Genomic DNA, 19,471 nt, shown 5'->3' on the forward strand with positions numbered 1-19,471 from the left:
TCGTGTGTTTTTTGAGCTTAACCTAAAAATTGCCTTTTTTTTGATTTTTGATTCAGATTCCAATAACTTTTGTAGCTAGGCGAGCCTCGCGTCCCTCTTCCAAAACTGTCCGAAGTATTGTTTAAAGGACTCTATTACCACCGGTTCGAGGGTGGCTAGAGATTGAATGAAATGAGGTGCTGACGTCAGCGAGATTTCCATTCCCAGCATGGGTAGAAATGGTTCTTGACAGTATTCAGTAGCTACTTTGACTTGCAGGCTAGAATTTGGGTAGGGACACATGATGCAACGGCTGACGCCTAGTGTTTGTCCCAGACTGTTAACTGTTTGCTGCCAAATAGTATCGAGATCCAAGCTTCGACGAATCTTTCTGCCAATTTGGAGTAAAAGTTTTTGCGATTGAGCTGATATTTGCTGATTCATAGCAACCCTTTTTGTACCAGACTAGCAACCAGTTTACCACTGCACCCATAGAGCAGGAATTTACTGAATTTGCCCGACTCCGGCTGTCCTACTTGGGACTTACGTAATTACACTCAAATTTTGACACAGGCAGTTAAAGATTACTACCTAGTCTCAGTTGCTTTACAGGGTCTTTATGATTCTCACATACAATTTGGAGTGCCAAGTTTTCTCGATGGTCGTTTGCATTAGAGGATTGGCAACCTTAATCAGTCCTATAGGTTGACATTAAGTTTTTGTAAGGTGGGCTATTTGAGGGGTATATTCGGCTGTGTAAATCCTCATGGAGACTGACACAGAGGAGCTTTGAGCCGTACCCATCGGATTCGGGTGATGGAAATTCTGGGTGAGACCCCTCATCGACGGGGGCGATCGATCTGAGTCCAAAACACCAAATGATATCAATTCCGGTTGCACTCGTTATGATGTTAACTGTTAACTGTTAACTGTTAACTGTTAACTGTTGACTGTTAACTCTTGACTGTTAACTCTTGACTGTTGACTGTGAATTTACTATTCCGATGAAAAGAGGATTTGATATGAGGGAGTTTGACTGCGGATAAAGTAAAAATTAATACTGCTGTTGGCAATATAGTTTGTGTGCGATAAAATCACCTAATATCGATAACTTTTATTGACGAGACGGAAGTAATATTAATTCCGGTTGTACTCATACATGATGTTCACTGTTCACTGTTCACAGTGAATTTACTATTCCGATGAAGAGATGATTTGATATAAACCATGCACGAATAGCTATATTTTACTTATTTCCTATTCCTGATTCCTGATTCTTAATTCCCTCAAGATCCATCCTTGAAACTTGTTAAATATCCGTAAGTTTGCTATTGCCTATCCTACAGATAAAGGTTTTGTATCCAAGACTATAAATCCTTCTGGCTTATTCCTGATTCTTCCTATCGATTACCTCCGTTAAATATTGTATACTTCGATTACGCTGAACTTCTTTCTTCCTTCAATGTGCCGATTGCCCCTAGTTAATTTTTAAAGAGTGGTTCTTGATAAAGCGGCACAGTAAAAGTAACAGTCGAACCTAGTCCTTCCCCCATACTGTAAAAATTTACTTTACCCCCCATTGCTTCTATTAGTCTTTGAGAAATAGCCAATCCTAAACCAGTGCCGCCGTACTGCCTGGTGCGATCGCCGTCCACTTGAAAAAACGACTCAAATAATTTATCTTGTTTGTCGAGAGAAACCCCAATTCCAGTATCAGCAACTCGGATTTTCACCATTCCGGGAAACTGCTGGTTGTAAAAAGTTACCTTTTTTTTGATAACTTCGACACTGATGCGAATTCCCCCTTCTCGGGTAAATTTAATTGCGTTGCCGCTGAGATTCAATATTACCTGAAGCAGGCGTTGGTAGTTGCCGTATACCACAATTTCGTCCTCGGCTGCGGGGATTTGAATTTGAAATTGCAATCGCTTTTGCTGCACTTGAACTTGTGTAAAATTCTCAACTTGCTGCAACAGTTCGCCGAGTTTGACGGGAGCGAAGTCTAACTCCATTTTGCCGGCTTCGATTTTAGCGATATCCAAAATATCGTTAATCACATTGAATAAGTGTAAGGCCGATCGATAAGCTTCTTCGATAAATTGGTGTGCTTCTTCGGGGTCATCGGCCATGCCGTCTAGAAGCAGTTTCAGGAAGCCGAGGATGCCGTTGAGGGGCGTGCGGAGTTCGTGGGAAGTATTGGCAAGAAATTGACTTTTAAGTTGAGAAAGAGCGACGGCTTCGGCGCGGGCTTGTTCTAATTCTTGGTAAAGTGTAGCGTGGGCGATCGCGCTGCCGACTTGAGCGACTAACTCGCGGGCGAATTCGAGCTCGATTGGACTCCAAGAAGGGGAACTGCCGCAGCGGTGCAAACATATCAGGGCATTGGGTTGTTCTTCATAGGAAGTAGCTGCTACGAGCGCGGAATGGCGATCGAACGGATCGGCGACGGGGGAGGCGTAATCGACTGCTACGGGTTTTAAAGTGGCTAAAGTTTGAATCCACCCAGGCTGTTCGGCGGCGCGGAGTTCTAATCCGAGCATCGAAGAGTAAGGTTCTTGCCGGTACTCAGCTACTACTTTAAAAGTTTTCGATTGGAGACTGTCGATTTGATTTCTCGAAAGCGGGGGCGAGCAATCGCTGGCAATTAATTCTTGTAATTCGGGGGTACAGACTGGAAAATTGTGTTGATTTTCTGAGGCTATGTATGGCGAAAATTCGATTATTTCACTTTGTTTGTGGGAGGAGCAGATGATGCAGCGACTTGCATTTAAAATTTGACCAAAACTGTTAGCTATTTGCTGCAAAATTGTCTCTAGATCGAGGGTTTTATGCAGATTTTTAGCGATTTCGGAGATAATTTTGCGGTCGATTTCCGAGTAGGAAGGGAGGCTGATACCGATGCGATTCGCTGAATACAGCATTTGTTCGCGATCGTCCGGGGTAGATGACAATGCTGGATCTGGGATGAATTCTGGGGCATCTGCCGACAATTCTGCGGGTTTGTCAGACAGCAGCCTTCCCATAACTAAGACTTTTGCAGCTTTACCGTTTGAGTCGATCGCCGGAGTGACTGTCAAATCGAACAGAAAATATTGTCCGGCGTGACAAAATGGATAGCTGAACCGTTGCGGTACAAGGGTTTCGATCGCCCGCTGCAGCAGATCGAGATAAGGTGCGGGGGTGATTGGTTGCAGGGTTTCGCTGAGGGGGCGATCGACAATTTGTTCTGCACTGAGGTTGTACTGTTCGGCTTTTTGCCAGTAAAAAGATAGATATCGACCCGTTGCGTCTTGGGTAAATACTAATTCTGCCCCTAACTCTTCAAAAAAGGCTGTAGAGGCGAGGCTCGATCGCCGGAAATCCGTGTTAGAGTCCATCAGATTAGGGATAAAAGTAATTCGGATTTTTGAGTATTGAGTTTTTATAGCAAGAAGCAGAAGGCAGAAGGCAGACTTCTGTTGCAATCGATCGCATGGGGAAAGTGCAATGCGAGAATGTCCTAACCGTCAGGGCGGTGGCGATCGTTTAAAACTCAAGACTCAAAATTGTTTTGGGCTTCGATCGTTAAGTTGTGAGTTATGGAAGAAGAAAGAAGGAAGTTCGGCAACGGATTGTGTAACGGATGTCAAGGATTTCAGTCCGATGGAAGTCGGAAGATGGAAGATGAATTCGCTTGTTTTGGATTTAACGGATGTAACGGATAGGAAGAATGAAAAAGCAATCTTCCTATCGTGTTTTAGTAATGGCAAAACCTCCTATTTTTCGGGCGCGTTTGCTATATCGAGCCAATACAAAAATGTTGGTTTTTAAATTAATTATTCATAGCTGGCAACTCACAATTTACAAATTTTTTAGGCTGATTCCATTGGGTTTTGAGGTATATCGTGTCCTGTCGATTGACCGAGCTAAAATTGGTTCATAGTGCGGACGACCGTCCGTTTTCTGGTTACGGACTCCCAGACGTACTACGAACCATTTTTGTTGCGATCGTAGACCTGACATGATATTATTAATGAGTTTACCAATAATATTTTTTTATTTCTAACTCAACTCAAAACTCAAAATTATTTGCGATCGGCAGTTTTGGGTAATTCAACTATAAAAATTAAGATTTAGGAATTAGTAGCGCGCACGGATTAACGATATAGTTGGAAAATTACGCCAAAATTTGAGGGTGCGAACAAATCAAGCCGGGGAATCGATCGCGCATTTTTTGCTTCATAAAAAAGAAAACTTCCGAGGTTGTGAGTTGGCCGGCGCGAGTTCGGAAAAACCTCTAGCTTTCGCGGCAAAATCTGCCGGTTCTCGAAGCCTGATTTTGGGCGGGCGAGATCTAATTTCACAGCCAGCAGATTTGCGGGCGCTGTCTCGGGCGAGAGAAACTCAGTCGTTCCACTCACCGCGGGGCGGGATTGGGGGGTTGCGGCGCAAGCTCATAGCGCGATCGTCTTCGCGGCGTTCGCCTCTGAGCCACTGCTTGATTGCTGTTTCAATTACTTTGTTGGGGTCATTGGTCAAGTGCTTAATTTGGTCTAGCAGTTCAGGATCGATATGGATGGACAGTTCCACTTTTTCTGATGAACTGTGGGAGGATATACTTGACTCGCTCATAGTTAAAAAATCCTAGTTTTAATTCTTAAGTTTCAATTCCTTCTAGGAATTTACGCTTTTTTGTTGTGAAGGAAGTGTTTTGAAGGAAGTGATGCGTTACTCCTAGTAGAGATTCGCAGCGGATCAAAACCTGTATTTTGTACACCCTGACCGTCCCGCTTCCATAATTTGACCAAATTATCTGGTTGTTGTCAACCGCCAGCTTGTTCTCACCAATGTTTTTGAGGTGGCGAAGGCCCGGGAGTAGAGCAACCTGACTGGATTGGAGGTTTGAGAGGGGATGTTGGCGATCGGCTTTTCCCCAACCGTTCAACAGCTTTCTGTACAATACAACAAAAGTCAATATTTTGCCGATAGGTTTTATGACTAACGTTCCTGTATCTCGCATTCGTAATTTTTCGATTATTGCTCACATCGACCACGGAAAATCCACTTTGGCCGATCGCCTGTTGCAGCAAACTGGGACTGTGCAGGCACGGCAGATGAAGGAGCAGTTTTTAGACAATATGGATCTCGAACGCGAACGCGGCATTACGATCAAGCTGCAAGCGGCTCGGATGAATTATACTGCCAAGGACGGTCAGGAGTACGTGCTCAATCTGATCGACACTCCCGGACACGTAGACTTCTCCTATGAGGTTTCGCGATCGCTGGCTGCTTGCGAAGGGGCGCTGCTGGTGGTTGACGCATCTCAAGGCGTAGAAGCACAAACCTTGGCAAATGTCTATCTTGCCTTGGGAAATAATTTGGAAATTATTCCGGTTTTAAATAAAATTGACCTGCCGGGGGCGGAACCGGAACGGGTAAAAGGGGAAATTGAAGAAATTATCGGTCTGGACTGTAGCGGGGCGATTGAGGCTTCTGCTAAGGAAGGAATTGGTATTGATGAGATTTTGGAGGCGATCGTCGAAAAGGTGCCGCCGCCGCAGGATACTGTTGATAAACCGCTGAGGGCGCTAATTTTTGACAGTTATTACGATGCTTATCGCGGGGTAATTGTGTATTTCCGGGTGATGGACGGAAGTGTTAAAAAGGGCGATCGGGTTTTGTTGATGGTTTCGGGGAAGGAATATGTCATTGATGAATTAGGAATCCTTTCACCGACTCAAGTTCAAGTAGACGAACTGCACGCGGGGGAAGTTGGTTATCTGGGTGCGGCAATTAAGGCAGTAGCTGATGCTCGCGTCGGCGATACGATTACTTTGGTCAAGAAGCCTGCACCGGAGCCTTGGCCGGGTTATACGGAGGCTAAGCCGATGGTTTTTTGCGGCTTGTTCCCGATCGATGCTGACCAATTTCCCGACTTGCGGGAAGCTTTAGAAAAACTCGAACTCAACGATGCGGCGCTTTCCTACGAACCGGAAACTTCAAGCGCGATGGGATTTGGTTTTCGCTGCGGTTTCTTGGGTTTGCTGCACATGGAAATTGTGCAGGAAAGACTGGAGAGAGAATACAATTTGGATTTGATTGTTACGGCTCCTTCTGTGGTTTATCAAGTCACAACAATTAAAGGAGAAGTGTTAACAATTGACAATCCGAGTCACTTGCCAGATCCTCAGTATCGGGAGAAGATTGAGGAACCTTATGTGCGGGTAGAAATGCTGTCGCCGGAAAACTATGTGGGGACGCTGATGGAGTTGTCTCAAAATCGGCGGGGCATTTTTATGGATATGAAGTATCTGAGTCAGGGGCGGACTACGCTGGTTTATGAGTTGCCTTTGGCGGAGGTGGTGACGGACTTTTTCGATCAGATGAAATCGCGATCGCGCGGTTATGCGAGTATGGAGTATCACATCATCGGTTATCGCGAAAATCCGTTGGTGAAGTTGGACATTTTAATTAATGGCGATCCGGTTGATGCTTTGGCGATGATTGTGCACCGGGATAAGGCTTATAATGTGGGCCGCGGTTTGACGGAAAAACTCAAGGAGTTGATTCCGCGCCATCAGTTTAAGGTGCCGATTCAAGCAACAATTGGTGCTAAGGTGATTGCTTCGGAACATATTCCGGCTTTGCGGAAGGATGTGTTGGCGAAGTGTTACGGCGGCGATATTTCGCGGAAGAAGAAGCTGCTGCAAAAGCAGGCGAAGGGTAAGAAGCGGATGAAGTCTGTTGGTACTGTGGATGTGCCACAGGAGGCTTTTATGGCTGTGCTGAAGCTCGATCGCGATTCGTAGTTTGTATGTAGGTATTTTGTTGGGGACAGGCCGTCGGGCCTGTTCCCAACGGGAGCATCTCAGTTTTGAATTTATAGTGCGATATTAAGAACTCGCACGCTCAATAAAAAAATGCTTTTTGCCAAACACCAGATGCTCCCATCGCATTGACGCAGGTGTCAAAGCAGCCATCGCTCAAGCAATTGAAAAACATCGCAGACTAGGACAATCAATTAGAATCTGGCGTGACGGTAAAATCGTGACTTTAACCGCTGCTGAGATTCCACCAAGAGCCGACAGCGACACTGCTTTTTAGCCTTGAGAAACCGGGTTGTTTACGGAAATACTTGATTTGACGCTTTAACAGTCGTCAAAAACCCGGTTTTTTGGGTATTTATGCGTAACTCCTTAGATAACTACACACAGAAGCGATCGCATAACAAACAACCAATAATCAATAACTTAAAACTGATTTATTGTCAACAGTATTTTCCCGAAAATATTCAAGCTTTAATAAAAATTGCTAGGTGACATTTGCGAATTATAGCACTTTGTTCAATATATTTGAAAATGCTAAGTTAATTAAAGATTTGATGAAAGAGACGCATAAGTGTTTACATAGGCGATCGCAATTTTGTTATTCTGTTAGCAAGTTTCATTCGATCGACTGAATTTTTGTACCACAGTCCTACCCCCTAAACAGAACGGCAGTTTCCACAATGAGAATTTTAGTCACAGGCGGTGCGGGTTTCCTCGGTTCCCACCTAATCGATCGCTTAATGGCCCAAGGAGACGAAGTAGTCTGCCTGGATAACTTTTACACCGGGACTAAACGCAATATCCTCAAATGGCTGGACAACCCCTACTTTGAGCTGATCCGCCACGACATCACCGAACCGATTAGGTTAGAGGTAGATCAGATTTACCATCTCGCCTGTCCAGCTTCCCCTATACACTATCAGTACAATCCTGTCAAGACAATTAAAACAAACGTCATCGGCACGATGAATATGTTGGGATTGGCCAAACGGGTAAAAGCAAGATTCTTTCTCGCTTCCACTTCCGAAGTGTACGGAGATCCTGACGTACATCCACAAACAGAAGATTATCGCGGCAACGTTAATTGTATCGGAATTCGCAGTTGTTACGACGAAGGCAAACGAGTAGCTGAAACCTTATCTTTTGATTACCACCGTCAAAATGGGGTAGACATTCGAGTTGTGCGAATCTTCAATACCTACGGCCCCCGGATGTTGGAAAATGACGGCAGAGTTGTCAGCAATTTTATTGCTCAAGCTTTACGAAATCAGCCGCTGACTGTTTATGGCGACGGTTCCCAAACCCGGAGTTTTTGCTACGTTTCTGATTTGGTAGAAGGATTTATTCGCTTGATGAATAGCGACAAAATTGGGCCGATGAATTTGGGGAATCCAGGCGAATACACTATCTTGGAGTTGGCACAAAAAATTCAAAACATGATTAATCCAGGGGCAGAAATTATCTTCAAACCTCTGCCGGAAGACGATCCAAAACAGCGACAACCGGATATTACTCGTGCTAAAACTTGGTTGGGGTGGGAGCCAACCGTGCCCCTGGATCGAGGTTTAGAATTGACTGTGAAAGATTTTCGCGATCGCATCGAGGGAAACCAACAGTAGAGATAGGGAGAGGGGGAGAGGGGAAGAGGGGGAGAGGGGGAGAGGGGAAGATGAAAATATAGGGTACAAGAATTTTCTACTTATCTCTTCCTTCTTATCTCTTCCTTCTTATCTCTTCCTTCTTCCTTCGTCCTTCTTCCGACGGACTTACATCCGTTACATCCGTTACATCCGTTACATCCGTTACATCCGTTACATCCCGTACATTGCTCGTTGCCGAACTTCCTTCTTCCTTCTTCCTTCTTATCTCTTCCTTCTTCCTTCTTCCTTCTTCCTTCTTCCTTCTTCCTTCATTTCCATCTGATTAATTCACTAACTTTGAGGACATTTATATGCGTGTTTGCGTCATCGGTACAGGATACGTCGGCTTAGTTACCGGCACTTGCTTAGCACACATCGGACATCACGTTATTTGCGTAGACAACAACGAAGAAAAAGTTAAATTAATGAAGTCTGGACAGTCGCCAATTTTTGAACCCGGACTGTCTGAATTAATGCACTCTGCCTCTCAATCTGGCAACCTAGAATTTACTTCAGATTTAGCAGCAGGAGTGGCTCACGGGGACATTTTATTCATTGCCGTGGGAACCCCTCCTTTGCCTACGGGGGAAAGCGATACTCGCTACGTAGAAGCGGTGGCGCGCGGCATTGGAGCTCACCTCGACGGCGATTACAAAGTGCTTGTCAATAAATCCACGGTGCCCATCGGTTCGGGGGATTGGGTGCGGAGGATTGTATTAGATGGTTTGGCTGAACGTCAAAAACCTCAAAGCGGTGATGGGGCTACTGGTGAGGAAGTAGCAGCAAAAACTGGCGTGCAATTTGATGTGGTTAGCAATCCAGAGTTTTTGCGGGAGGGCTGCGCTGTTCACGATACGTTTAATCCCGATCGCATTGTTCTCGGCAGCAACTCTCAGCGAGCTATTGATATGATGCTAGAGTTGTACAAGCCGATTGTCGATCGCAAGTTTGCCGAAAATCAGTCATTGGCGGCAGTACCTGTCGTGACAACAGATATCAGTTCGGCGGAGATGATTAAGTACGCAGCTAATGCTTTTTTGGCTACGAAGATTAGCTTTATTAATGAAGTAGCTAATATTTGCGATCGCGTTGGTGCAGATGTTACCCAAGTAGCCAAAGGTATCGGTTTAGATTCGCGAATTGGCGGCAAGTTTCTGCAAGCCGGCATCGGTTGGGGCGGTTCTTGTTTCCCCAAAGATGTTTCAGCTTTAGTTCACACTGCTGAGGATTACGGCTACGAGGCACATTTGCTCAGGGCGGCGGTGGAAGTTAACGAACGCCAGCGCTTGATTGCTATTGAGAAATTGCAGCAAGTTTTGAAGATTCTTAAAGGTAAAACAGTCGGACTTTTGGGTTTGACTTTTAAGCCGGATACTGACGATTTGCGGGATGCTCCTTCGCTGAATTTAATCGACAATTTGAACCGATTGGGAGCGAAAGTTAAAGCTTACGATCCGATTGTTTCTCAGACTGGAATGCGTCACGGTTTGTCGGGAGTTTTGGTAGAAACAGATCCCGAAAGATTGGCTGACGGTTGCGATGCTTTGGTGTTGGTGACTGATTGGGAACAGTTTCGCAGTTTAGATTATGAAAAAATGGCGAAGTTGATGGATCATGCGGTGATGATTGATGGCCGCAATTTCTTAGATAAGAAGGTTTTAGAAGCGGCTGGTTTCCAATATGTGGGAATTGGAAGGTAAGAAAGAGTTTTGAGGATCATCTAAATCCTGTAGGGGGCGCCGCAGCGCACCTTACATTTACTCGAAGATCGGAAAGAGAACAATAGAAGAGGGCGGGCACTCTTGACACCGCCCCTACAGAAATCAAAGGTGTCGAACAATCGCGGGTTTACTCGACGCGCCTGCTTTAAAAACTTTCCATTAATGTTTTTTCTTGAGCGTAAACATCGCGTAGTTGTTGCAGTGCTGAGGCTGAAATTACCGATTTAACTGTAGCGACTAATTTACCCCATTCCAGCAAGCTGTCAACTGAAACAGCCGCTTTGAAGTTGTACGTATAAAATTTAGTCCAAAATTCTGGTGCTTGGGTGCGTTTCCAGCGTTTGTACCATCCGAGAAAATCTTGAGCGCAGGCTGGTTTTACTTCTAAGATTGGGGGGAAATCGGCGTAGCTGACGAATCTACTGAGGCCTTTGGCGTGTACGTACACCATGTTGTGACAGCATTCGATCCGGTAAATTTGGTCTGGTGTGATGTTGAATAAAAGCGCTACTGTTTCTTCGGTGACAAATCTCGATCGCGGATTGACGACTGACGATTTGTGAATAATTTTTGATGTGCCGATCGCTAACGATCTTAACTGATTGTCTGATATCATTGTAGCTGCGTATCCTAGTGGTAGGTAAATCTATCTGTTAGGTGCGAGTGACAGAAATTATCTGTCGGAATTAATTTTAACTGGCGATCGACTTTAGTTTCGCTGACTCAGCCACAAAATGGATACAAGCCCCGACTCCCGCAGCTAACAGCCCCAAATTTTAGATGCTTGTTCCCGATCGTAGATTCCTGTGTGAAATCAATCTAAAATCTAAAATTGACTGACTGACCGATCGCCTTTTGATACAATATACTAAATCCAAAATTTTGTAAATACTGAATATGAGCAAAGGCTTAGTCAGGTTGCGGGTTAGAGAGTTGGCCGCCGAGAAGGGATGGACGCTCAAGGAGGTTGCGGAGCGATCGGGCGTGGGCTACAGTACGATTAGCAATTATGCCCGATCTCAGGGCATGGCGATGGTTGATTTTGCGGCAGTCTACAAGTTGGCTCGCACCTTTGATGTGATGATTGAAGATTTTGTGGAAATCATGGAAAAATAGGTGCTGTTGGGCGATCGAGCATTTGGTAGAGATTGTAGCAGTTTTAAATCGGATAAACAACAGTCCCCTAATTAGGAATATACAGTGCCGTTTGCCTACCATAAAAACATCCCAAAAACTTGTCGGGGATGGCTCGCCGACATCTCACAAATCCACGTAAAATCTCACAAATTGGCCCCCAGCACACGATCAATTCATATCAACATCTTACCCAATTAATTAATCGTACATTTTAATTACTTGTGGGTGGGTGCGGGTTTTTCAGATGATTCATTTTTAGGTTCTTCCTTACTTACTATGCTAAATCAATAGCTAAACAAGTGAAAATATCTGAACAAATATATAGAAAAGTAAATCAAGTCCTTGTCAAGCTTGACCTGCAGGGCTAGTTTAATTGTTAATTCTCAAAGAGCCACAAGAGTTTTTGAGAGCGAATTACAGTCATGACCACAAAAAAGGGTACTAAAGTTCTAACAGAACTTCTGAATATACAAGGAATTAAAGTAACTCAAATAAGTCAACTAACAGGAATTAGAATAATATTACAGGTGGAGTCAATCTATAGAGAAAGTCATTGTCATCATTGCGGACAAAAAGTAATAGATTACATCAAAATCATCGATATGTAGTAAAAGATTTATCGTGGGGAGAGCAGCCTCTATTTTTAGAAATAAACAGGCGACAGTTTAAATATAAAAAATGTGGCCAACCATTTAGCGAAAAATTGGACTTTATGAACAACCAAAGAACTTATACAAAACGACTAGCAAATACAACAATCAAGTCAGTGTTGTCGAGTGATATTCACAGTGCAGCAAAACAACGAGTAGTCACAACAGAAGAAATAGAAAGAATGTTGTCAAATGCTTTATAAAAATTATCATCAAAACCATCAAATTAAAAAAAACTAGGAATTGATGAAATAGCTTCAATCAAAGGTCAAGGAAATTACTGTACCGTATTAATCGATTTAGAAACATCTAAATTAATTACAATTGTCAAAGGAAGAACACAAGCTGAAATAGAGCCAGTCATTAATTCATGGTATTCAGAGGTTTTAGAACAAATATAAGAAGTGAGTATAGATTTGTGGGAATGTTACCAAACCCTAGAACAAAAACTTATGCCAAATACTCAAGTAGTAGCGGATAGATTTTATGTAATGGTACAAGTTAACAAGGAGTTAGACACACAAATAAAGCGCGAAAAAAGGCAATAATAGATTTAACTAAAAAATCAAAATTCTCCCCAAAAACAGCAGAATGTCAACAAGCATTAGAGAGAATAAACGACAGTAAATATTCATTATTAAAAAATGAAGACGATTTAAATGAAAAGCAAAATATCAAATTAATGGAGATCAAGAAATTTGTTTTAATATGGCATAAATGCAAAATTAAAAGAAAATTTCAGACAAATATTTGAAAAGAAAAGAACAAATTGGTTGAGCGGATTGTTGAGGATTGGGATCGGGCATCAAAGAGCCAAACAATATTTTCCTGATAGTGTGAAGACTATTACCAATTGGCTTTACGGAAGATAAATGCTTACTTTAATAATAGGACGACAAGTAGTTTTGTTGAGGGCATTAACAACAAGCTTAAGTTAATAAAGCGTTATGCATATGGCTTTAGAAATTTTAAAAACTACAAAAATAGATGTTTGCTGTCCTGGGCATTTTAATTGTTAATTTGGCATAGTAAGGAAGGAAGGAAGGAAGGAAGAAAGAGCCAGTAAAAACCACCATTAATCAGTTCCTATTTTATCTAAAAAGTCATTACAAAGCGTGTCTATAGCTTCTAAGAACGGTGAATTTATCTCAAAATATAGTCACCACTGATGAACAGTGTTCAATAAAATGCGTTCCCCCTGCACTCAATCGCAGACAAAATTGAATTATCTGCGTCCATCGGTGTTAATCCGCTGGAAATCTGCGGTTGACAGAGCGAATATTTATGCAGCCCAACTCTAATAACTATTATGCTTCAAATGTGGCAACCGAAACCCGATCGCGCCCTGCAGCTTTCGCCCGATAAAGCGCCTCATCGGCGATCGCAATTAACGCCCCCGGCTGCGACATCGGTGCTGGAATGCAGCAAGCCACACCCAAACTCAGCGTCACGTATTCGCTGACACTAGACTTGGCGTGAAGTATCTCTAAATCTCTCACCTGTTGGTTGATAATTTCAGCTACGCAAGCGGCACCATCAATATCCGTATTCGGCAAAACTATGGCAAATTCTTCTCCACCGTAACGCGCAACTAAATCAGCCGATCGCTTTACCGAACGCTGGAGAACCGCAGCCACCTGTCGCAAACATTCATCCCCCGCTTGGTGCCCGTAAGTATCGTTATAAAGTTTGAAATAATCGATATCGCACATAATCAAAGACAGCGGTGCTTCTTCCCTCGCCAAACGTCGCCATTCCGTATCGAGATAGTCATTAAAAAAGCGACGGTTTCTTACTTCAGTCAAACTGTCGTAAGTTGCCAAATATTGCAAGGATCTATTCACCGTTTCTAACTGCCGTTTTTGCTGCAGCAACTGACGATTGAGCACCGTTAATTGCTGTTCGGCTGCGTGGGTTCTGAGCAAATTTCTTACCCTCGCCAGCAATTCCCTCTCGTCAAAAGGCTTTGCAATATAATCGTCAGCACCCGCATCCAAACTTTCGATCCGAGCTTCCATCCCCGATCGCGCTGTCAAAAAGATTACCGGAGTCGAATTCAATTCTGGCGTATTCCGAATCTCCTTGAGCAGATCGAGTCCATTTTGTCGGGGCATGATTTGGTCGCTCAAAATCAAATTTGGGCGCAATTGTTTAGCTTTTTCTAAACCTTCAATTCCATCCACAGCCACGGCAACTCGATAGTACGGCATTAATAAATTTTGAAGGTAATCTAGTAAAAAATTGTTATCTTCTACTACGAGCAACAGGGGTAATTCTTGTCTATTATTTGTTGATTTATTTGGATAAATTGTGCGGTCAAAATTCTTAGAATCCGGCGGCGAGGACGGAGGCGCGATCGCCCGGACATTTCCCGCGCCGCAATCTTGGCAGCTAAATCCATTCTGTCCAGCCAATTGGACGATCGCGCTCACCAACTGATGCGGGGACACAGGCTTCGACAAATACCTCTGAAACCCCGCAGAGAGCGCCGATCCATCGTCATCCCCCAGGTCTTCCGTGAGCGCCAACGCCGGCAGCAGTTCCCTGTGCTGGGACATTTCCATTGCTCTGACGCGACGGATCAAATCGCAGCCGTCGGCTTCCGACACCGCCATATCGCTCACCAACACGTCTGGCCGCGACTGTTCCAACTCGGCGATCGCTTCGCCGGCGCTAGCCACCGCCGTTACCTTAGCTCCAAATGCTTCCAGACCAGTTTTCATACATTCGCGGATCTCGGCGCTGCTTTCAACCACCAACACTTGCTTTCCCGCTAGGGGTTTGGAACCCTGTCCAGATATACTTTCCATTGCGCCCAGCGCAGCATTGTGAGCGATCGCATTGTTGCTGTTCGGCACCGGTAGCTGCACCTCAAATGTAGCCCCCTGTCCGATTCCGGGACTCTGGCCACAAACATTTCCCCCGTGCAGTTCCACCAACTGCCGCACAATGGAGAGTCCCAAGCCGAGCCGGTTTTGTTCCTTGGTTTGGAAGCTATCTGTGGGGCGGAAGTAGTCAAAGATGTACGGCAGATATTTGGGGTCAATCCCGCAACCGCTGTCGCTGACGCGAATCAGCGCGCCCGACACAGTAGACTCGATCTGTATTTGGACTAGACCGGGGGCGGAATCCGGGGTAAATTTGATGGCGTTAGCAAGTAAATTCCAGACTACTTGCTGCAAGCGTTCTGCATCTCCCAAAATGTAGGTGACAGCGGGGTCAAAATCTGTTTCAATGCGGATGTTTTTGGCTTCGGCGGCGGGGCTGAGGGTGTCGATCGCCGATTCCACGACAGACGGGAGGTGAACCCTGCCGACGTTGAGGTGTATTTTTCCGCGCAGCAGCCGCGAAAGATCCAGGAGATTATCTATTTGCAGGTTCTGCAGTCTGGCGTTGCGCTCGATGATTTCCAAAGCGCGGCTGGTAGTGGCTTCGTTTAACTTGCGCGATCGGGCTAGCTGTACCCATCCCAAAATCGCGCTCAGGGGCGATCGCAGTTCGTGGGAGGCGACTGCCAAAAATTCGTCTTTTGCCCGGTGGGCTTGGACTTGGGCTGCTTCAACAGCTTTGCGATCGGTGATGTCGAATCCGATCGCCAAATACTGACAGGGTTTTCCCTGAAAATCCAACAGCGGAACTACTGCTGCATAAACCCAATAATCGCTGCCATTCTTAGCTTGGTTCTTAATTTCTCCTTGCCAAACTTCACTTTTGGCAACAGTTGACCGCAAATTTTTGATCAATTCCGAAGATTTATATTCCGAGTAGAGAATTCCGAAATGGCGACCGATCAGTTCGGCGCGCGAATAGTTAGATATGCTACAAACTCGATCGCTGACGTAGTTGATAATTCCTCGGGCGTTTGTCCTCACCGCCAGTGCCGAGCGGTCGATCGCTCCTTTAAAATCTAAACATTCTTGTAGCGATAATTCTACTTCTTTTGTCATATAATTTTGGTTTTGGCGATCGGGCGCGTTTGGTTGCTGGCGATCGGTCTTATTCTTGCTCCGCTGTTGGATTTCCATTGCTTCTATTTTTCCCTGACGGCTGATAGCTAATCTACTCACATCCTGATTCATTATCACTGTTTTGTTCCCCGCAAATGGGTGCAATATTTTGTATCTGTTCATGATTAAAATTCGGCCGTCCGCACATCCAATAAGGAGTCACTTCAGATTTTATTGATTGTTGGGCAAAATTTTGTCAATCTGAGGGCATATTTTCTCGAATTTTACCGAATCGTGCCATCTGTAACAATTCTCAACTTTTTTCTCACAATTTGCCTGTCGCATCTACCTTAAAATTTCTTCTTCCCGAGGCTTCTGGGTTTCCCGCATTCTGCCTCACCTTTACTCAAGCATATCGATGTCGGAGCTTAACATTTCTCAAAGAACTGGCAGGGAAAAAGCTAACAAAATCCGTGTCTGGCGATCGTCGGGAACTTCTGTTAAATTATTTTCTTCTACATCTTGACAGTCCTGTAAATATTATGTATTATCAAATGTAGTATATTTAACAATAGACCAGACCAACTGCATTAACGCACTCAAGTATTAACAGGTAGAGAAAAATTGTCTGTGAATTTAAACTATGTACGCGAGGAATTTGAACAAAGAGCATTTGATTATGACAGTTTAATTCCCCGCCTCATTCCGCACTATCGCGAGCAACACGATTTAATACTGCAGTTAATACCTTTTGAAACCAATGCTAACATACAAATTCTGGATTTAGGCGCGGGGACTGGCATACTGTCGGCTCTGATTATGCAAGCATTTCCTCAAGCGAAAGTCCTAGCCTTTGACATGGCGGAAAATATGCTGAAAATTTGTCAAACTAACTTGTCAGCTTTCGGAAAACGCCTGAGATTGCAGCAGGGAAATTTCGCAGAAGCTGATTTCGGCAGCGGTTACGATTTGGTAGTTTCAGGGTTAGCAATCCACCACCTAGACAGCGCCGGGAAACAACAGCTATTTCACCAGCTTTTCCAGTCAATGAATCCAGAGGGAATCTTGCTAATTCGAGACATTGTGACAGGTGCTACTCCCAAGCTGACGGAGCAATACGAAAAGTTGTGGCGGCAGTACATGAAAGCCAGCGGAGAAGATGATGCAGCCTGGTTTCAAAACTATTTAAAAGAAGATATTCCTTCCTCTGTGGAAGAGCAAACAAAGTGGCTTGCAGAAGCAGGTTTTGCCGACGCAGCCTGTCACTGGCGCTATCTAAATTTTGCTATTTTTGGCGGAGTTGTCCGAAAGTAGTTTTTGTAGGGTGCGCCGAGGCACATCAGTTGAGAGTATGAGTAACTTTTGTTACTAATTTTGAGTATGGTAATTTTGAAACCAAGCTGCGTCAAAGAATTTTGCTTGCTTGAAATTTGAAAAATTGGAACGTTAATCGGAAGCTTTGGTTCAGAATTCAAACGCTGAAACTTAGTCAATCGGTGTGCCGAGACGCACCCTACAAACTAGCCCCCTTCTTAAGGATGGAACCGGAAATGCAATCAAAATCTCTTGATTAAGGAGGATTTAGGAAGATAAAGATTCGCGTATAAACTAGAAATACCAAGGATCTAAGACGAGAGTCAATACGCTTTTGTTCGCTCAATCTCTTTCGCAACACTAACAGCTCAAATAAACCAGATAGATCCAGAAAATTACTCAATAAATCAAGTAAAATTATGCACGATTCGCGATCGCTCAAAATCAGCAAATATCTCAGCAGACACCTGCGCCACGCGCCCTCGCGCATTGGCATTCAACTCGGGCCGGGGGGCTGGGTTCCGGTGAGCGAACTCCTCGATGCGTGCCAAAAGAATAACTTCCCCCTTCAGCTTGCAGAACTCAAACAAGTAGTCGCAGAAAATGACAAACAGCGCTTTTCCTTCGACTCCACAGGTACTCTAATTCGTGCCAACCAAGGACACAGCGTAGAGGTTGACTTGCAGTTAGAACCTGCTGTTTCCCCAGATATTTTGTATCACGGAACAGGTAGCACTGCGGTCGAGTCTATTCTCAGTCAAGGAATTAGGAAAATGTCGCGCCATCACGTTCATTTGTCGGCGGATATTCAGACAGCGCGTAAAGTAGGTGCCCGACACGGCATCCCGGCAGTCTTTGCTGTAGATGCCGCAGCAATGCAGCTTGACGGCTGTACATTTTACTGCTCGGATAACCAAGTTTGGTTAGTAGATTTTGTGCCTCCGAATTATCTCAAAGTCAATTGATAAATCTAGTATTTTTGTGGAAGATGGGCGCGGAAGCTTTTAAAATAAAAGTAAGTAGGAGTTGCAATAAGTGAGTGCTGAAGATATGAGCGATCGCCAAAACAATTTTACTCAAAATAATCCTCAAAATCGAGGGTTGCTCGGCTCTGGCTGGCGACCTCTCTACCGTCAATTTGATTTGGAACACCTGCTGCATTTAGCATCTAGCGATCCGGTAGAATTAGCTCAAAAAACTTTGGATGCAGCTAGCGATATTGCGGACGCAATGGGGCGGCATCAATATACCTGGTGGGCAAATATCTTAAATGTATTCTCGGAAAATACTCGCTACGAAATTGATGAATTTTGGGATTACATTACTCCGCAGCCAGTTTACCCGGATTACCGCTCCAAAGACGTTTTAGTTACTGAAACTCCGGTGGTGCAATTGGTCAGCCGCGCTAGCATTCCCATCGACTACGTTCTGAACAAACTCCAGGAGACTACTGTTTTCAAAGTTCTGGATTTGTTGGGGAAACCGGATGCGATTACTCAGTCTTGTAGGGAGCGGCATTTTTCTTATCCGCCGGAGCGGTTTGTAAGCTGGGAACGCTTGGAAGTTTTGGGTACTGTTTATGCTTATTGGGAGCGATGGGGCTGTTGGCTGCAAATTGACAGCTACGATAGGGGAAGACGCTGCTACACTCTGATTTGTAAAGATATTGCGCCGCTCGTTAGCAAGGCTACTTACAATTTGGCGGTGATTTTGAGCGGGTACAAAAGCCGCGTGGGACAGGTTCACAGTCAGTTCCCTATTCGGACTTTTTCTGCGGATGTTCAAAGTTTTACGGATACGGTTCAGCAGGCAATTCTCGACCAAAATCAGTTGGCTGTTTTGGTTAGCGGTGAACCGGGGACTGGCAAAACTGCTTGGACGCAAGCGGTAGCAAAGGAGATTTTGGTGCCGCTGGGTTATGTGATTTTTATTTTAGATCACGATGCTGTGGAAAATTTTGTGCCGCCGAGTTATTTGGAGCGGATTTGTATCATTATTAACGAGGCTGATAATTTGGCTCAAGATCGATCGACCGATGCGGCCCAACGCACTAACAAAACTGAACATATTTTGAGTTTGCTGGATGGAACTTTGTATCAAAGTGTTATGGATGAACACGGCATTCAATTTCAGCAAAAACTCGTAGTGTTGATGACTTGCAATACAACTGAAAGATTTGATCCTGCAATGTTGCGGAAGGGGAGAGTGGATTTTACCAGTGAATTTACGCAAAAATTTGTGTAATTTAATACAAAATACTGACAAAAAAATTAAATA

At 44.4% G+C, this 19,471-nt stretch carries 16 protein-coding genes and 1 pseudogene; 11 read left to right on the forward strand and 6 right to left on the reverse strand.

Features of this window, described 5'->3' with window-relative positions; genetic code table 11:
* Positions 1-75: 75 nt before the first annotated feature.
* A complete protein-coding gene (locus tag QUA01_RS17770) occupies positions 76-423 on the reverse strand; it encodes a GAF domain-containing protein (RefSeq protein ID WP_228050361.1) in 348 nt (115 codons plus the stop codon).
* Between the two features lie 1,037 nt (positions 424-1,460).
* Positions 1,461-3,356, reverse strand: coding sequence for an ATP-binding protein (locus tag QUA01_RS17775; RefSeq protein ID WP_194070920.1), 1,896 nt, complete (start codon positions 3,354-3,356; stop codon positions 1,461-1,463).
* A gap of 109 nt (positions 3,357-3,465) precedes the next feature.
* Between QUA01_RS17775 and QUA01_RS17780 the strand changes: the two genes are divergently transcribed.
* Positions 3,466-3,789 (forward strand): hypothetical protein, encoded by a 324-nt coding sequence (locus QUA01_RS17780; RefSeq protein WP_333091357.1) that lies wholly within the window; start codon positions 3,466-3,468, stop codon positions 3,787-3,789.
* Positions 3,790-4,362: 573 nt separating this feature from the next.
* Here the strand turns inward: QUA01_RS17780 and QUA01_RS17785 are convergent.
* Both QUA01_RS17785 and QUA01_RS17790 read right to left on the reverse strand, forming a co-directional pair.
* Entirely contained in the window at positions 4,363-4,590 is a 228-nt protein-coding gene (locus QUA01_RS17785) for a hypothetical protein (protein WP_194011332.1), read from the reverse strand.
* 25 nt (positions 4,591-4,615) lie between these two features.
* Complete coding sequence (locus tag QUA01_RS17790; RefSeq protein WP_333091359.1) at positions 4,616-4,978, reverse strand: hypothetical protein; 363 nt, start codon at positions 4,976-4,978, stop codon at positions 4,616-4,618.
* Between QUA01_RS17790 and lepA the strand changes: the two genes are divergently transcribed.
* From lepA to QUA01_RS17810, 4 genes are all read left to right on the forward strand, one after another.
* Complete coding sequence (lepA, locus tag QUA01_RS17795; protein ID WP_333091360.1) at positions 4,953-6,767, forward strand: translation elongation factor 4; 1,815 nt, start codon at positions 4,953-4,955, stop codon at positions 6,765-6,767. The two genes, QUA01_RS17790 and lepA, sit on opposite strands and share 26 nt — an antisense overlap.
* Positions 6,768-6,885: 118 nt before the next feature.
* Positions 6,886-7,062, forward strand: a complete 177-nt coding sequence (locus tag QUA01_RS17800) for a hypothetical protein (protein WP_333091361.1) — start codon at positions 6,886-6,888, stop codon at positions 7,060-7,062.
* A 403-nt stretch (positions 7,063-7,465) separates the two neighbouring features.
* Positions 7,466-8,404 carry a UDP-glucuronic acid decarboxylase family protein gene (locus QUA01_RS17805; protein WP_333091362.1) on the forward strand — a complete coding sequence of 313 codons (939 nt, stop codon included), beginning with the start codon at positions 7,466-7,468 and terminating at the stop codon, positions 8,402-8,404.
* A gap of 332 nt (positions 8,405-8,736) precedes the next feature.
* Positions 8,737-10,125, forward strand: a complete 1,389-nt coding sequence (locus tag QUA01_RS17810; protein ID WP_333091365.1) for a UDP-glucose dehydrogenase family protein — start codon at positions 8,737-8,739, stop codon at positions 10,123-10,125.
* 166 nt (positions 10,126-10,291) lie between these two features.
* On the opposite strand, the gene QUA01_RS17815 is transcribed toward QUA01_RS17810, so the two are convergent.
* Positions 10,292-10,762: a hypothetical protein gene (locus QUA01_RS17815; RefSeq protein WP_194011320.1), complete on the reverse strand. Its 471-nt coding sequence runs from the start codon at positions 10,760-10,762 to the stop codon at positions 10,292-10,294.
* A 281-nt stretch (positions 10,763-11,043) separates the two neighbouring features.
* Here QUA01_RS17815 and QUA01_RS17820 point away from each other — a divergent pair, with 281 nt between their 5' ends.
* The 3 genes and pseudogenes from QUA01_RS17820 (at position 11,044) to QUA01_RS27460 (ending at position 12,945) form a co-directional block, all read left to right on the forward strand.
* A complete protein-coding gene (locus tag QUA01_RS17820; RefSeq protein ID WP_194070913.1) occupies positions 11,044-11,262 on the forward strand; it encodes a helix-turn-helix domain-containing protein in 219 nt (72 codons plus the stop codon).
* A gap of 964 nt (positions 11,263-12,226) precedes the next feature.
* Positions 12,227-12,481 (forward strand): annotated as a pseudogene (locus QUA01_RS27455) (transposase).
* A gap of 305 nt (positions 12,482-12,786) precedes the next feature.
* Complete coding sequence (locus QUA01_RS27460; RefSeq protein WP_442921559.1) at positions 12,787-12,945, forward strand: transposase; 159 nt, start codon at positions 12,787-12,789, stop codon at positions 12,943-12,945.
* 295 nt (positions 12,946-13,240) lie between these two features.
* On the opposite strand, the gene QUA01_RS17825 is transcribed toward QUA01_RS27460, so the two are convergent.
* On the reverse strand, positions 13,241-16,063 hold the full coding sequence (locus tag QUA01_RS17825) for a diguanylate cyclase (protein ID WP_333091368.1): 2,823 nt from the start codon (positions 16,061-16,063) through the stop codon (positions 13,241-13,243).
* Between the two features lie 447 nt (positions 16,064-16,510).
* Here QUA01_RS17825 and QUA01_RS17830 point away from each other — a divergent pair, with 447 nt between their 5' ends.
* The 3 genes from QUA01_RS17830 (at position 16,511) to QUA01_RS17840 (ending at position 19,438) form a co-directional block, all read left to right on the forward strand.
* A complete protein-coding gene (locus QUA01_RS17830) occupies positions 16,511-17,194 on the forward strand; it encodes a class I SAM-dependent methyltransferase (RefSeq protein ID WP_333091369.1) in 684 nt (227 codons plus the stop codon).
* A gap of 419 nt (positions 17,195-17,613) precedes the next feature.
* Positions 17,614-18,159, forward strand: a complete 546-nt coding sequence (locus QUA01_RS17835; RefSeq protein ID WP_333091370.1) for an RNA 2'-phosphotransferase — start codon at positions 17,614-17,616, stop codon at positions 18,157-18,159.
* Between the two features lie 70 nt (positions 18,160-18,229).
* Positions 18,230-19,438, forward strand: a complete 1,209-nt coding sequence (locus QUA01_RS17840; RefSeq protein ID WP_333091371.1) for an AAA family ATPase — start codon at positions 18,230-18,232, stop codon at positions 19,436-19,438.
* Positions 19,439-19,471: the final 33 nt, after the last annotated feature.

The sequence above is a fragment of the Microcoleus sp. S36a_B3 genome, assembly GCF_036700745.1.
In the GTDB taxonomy this organism is placed as follows: domain Bacteria; phylum Cyanobacteriota; class Cyanobacteriia; order Cyanobacteriales; family Microcoleaceae; genus Microcoleus.

What these genes read in the sequence shown, in the direction of transcription:
- QUA01_RS17770 (WP_228050361.1), bottom strand. Translation starts at nt 423, where the DNA reads ATGAATCAGCAAATATCAGCTCAATCGCAAAAACTTTTACTCCAAATT.
- QUA01_RS17775 (WP_194070920.1), bottom strand. Translation starts at nt 3,356, where the DNA reads ATGGACTCTAACACGGATTTCCGGCGATCGAGCCTCGCCTCTACAGCC.
- QUA01_RS17780 (WP_333091357.1), top strand. Translation starts at nt 3,466, where the DNA reads ATGCGAGAATGTCCTAACCGTCAGGGCGGTGGCGATCGTTTAAAACTC.
- QUA01_RS17785 (WP_194011332.1), bottom strand. Translation starts at nt 4,590, where the DNA reads ATGAGCGAGTCAAGTATATCCTCCCACAGTTCATCAGAAAAAGTGGAA.
- lepA (WP_333091360.1), top strand. Translation starts at nt 4,953, where the DNA reads ATGACTAACGTTCCTGTATCTCGCATTCGTAATTTTTCGATTATTGCT.
- QUA01_RS17790 (WP_333091359.1), bottom strand. Translation starts at nt 4,978, where the DNA reads ATGCGAGATACAGGAACGTTAGTCATAAAACCTATCGGCAAAATATTG.
- QUA01_RS17805 (WP_333091362.1), top strand. Translation starts at nt 7,466, where the DNA reads ATGAGAATTTTAGTCACAGGCGGTGCGGGTTTCCTCGGTTCCCACCTA.
- QUA01_RS17810 (WP_333091365.1), top strand. Translation starts at nt 8,737, where the DNA reads ATGCGTGTTTGCGTCATCGGTACAGGATACGTCGGCTTAGTTACCGGC.
- QUA01_RS17815 (WP_194011320.1), bottom strand. Translation starts at nt 10,762, where the DNA reads ATGATATCAGACAATCAGTTAAGATCGTTAGCGATCGGCACATCAAAA.
- QUA01_RS17820 (WP_194070913.1), top strand. Translation starts at nt 11,044, where the DNA reads ATGAGCAAAGGCTTAGTCAGGTTGCGGGTTAGAGAGTTGGCCGCCGAG.
- QUA01_RS17825 (WP_333091368.1), bottom strand. Translation starts at nt 16,063, where the DNA reads ATGAACAGATACAAAATATTGCACCCATTTGCGGGGAACAAAACAGTG.
- QUA01_RS17835 (WP_333091370.1), top strand. Translation starts at nt 17,614, where the DNA reads ATGCACGATTCGCGATCGCTCAAAATCAGCAAATATCTCAGCAGACAC.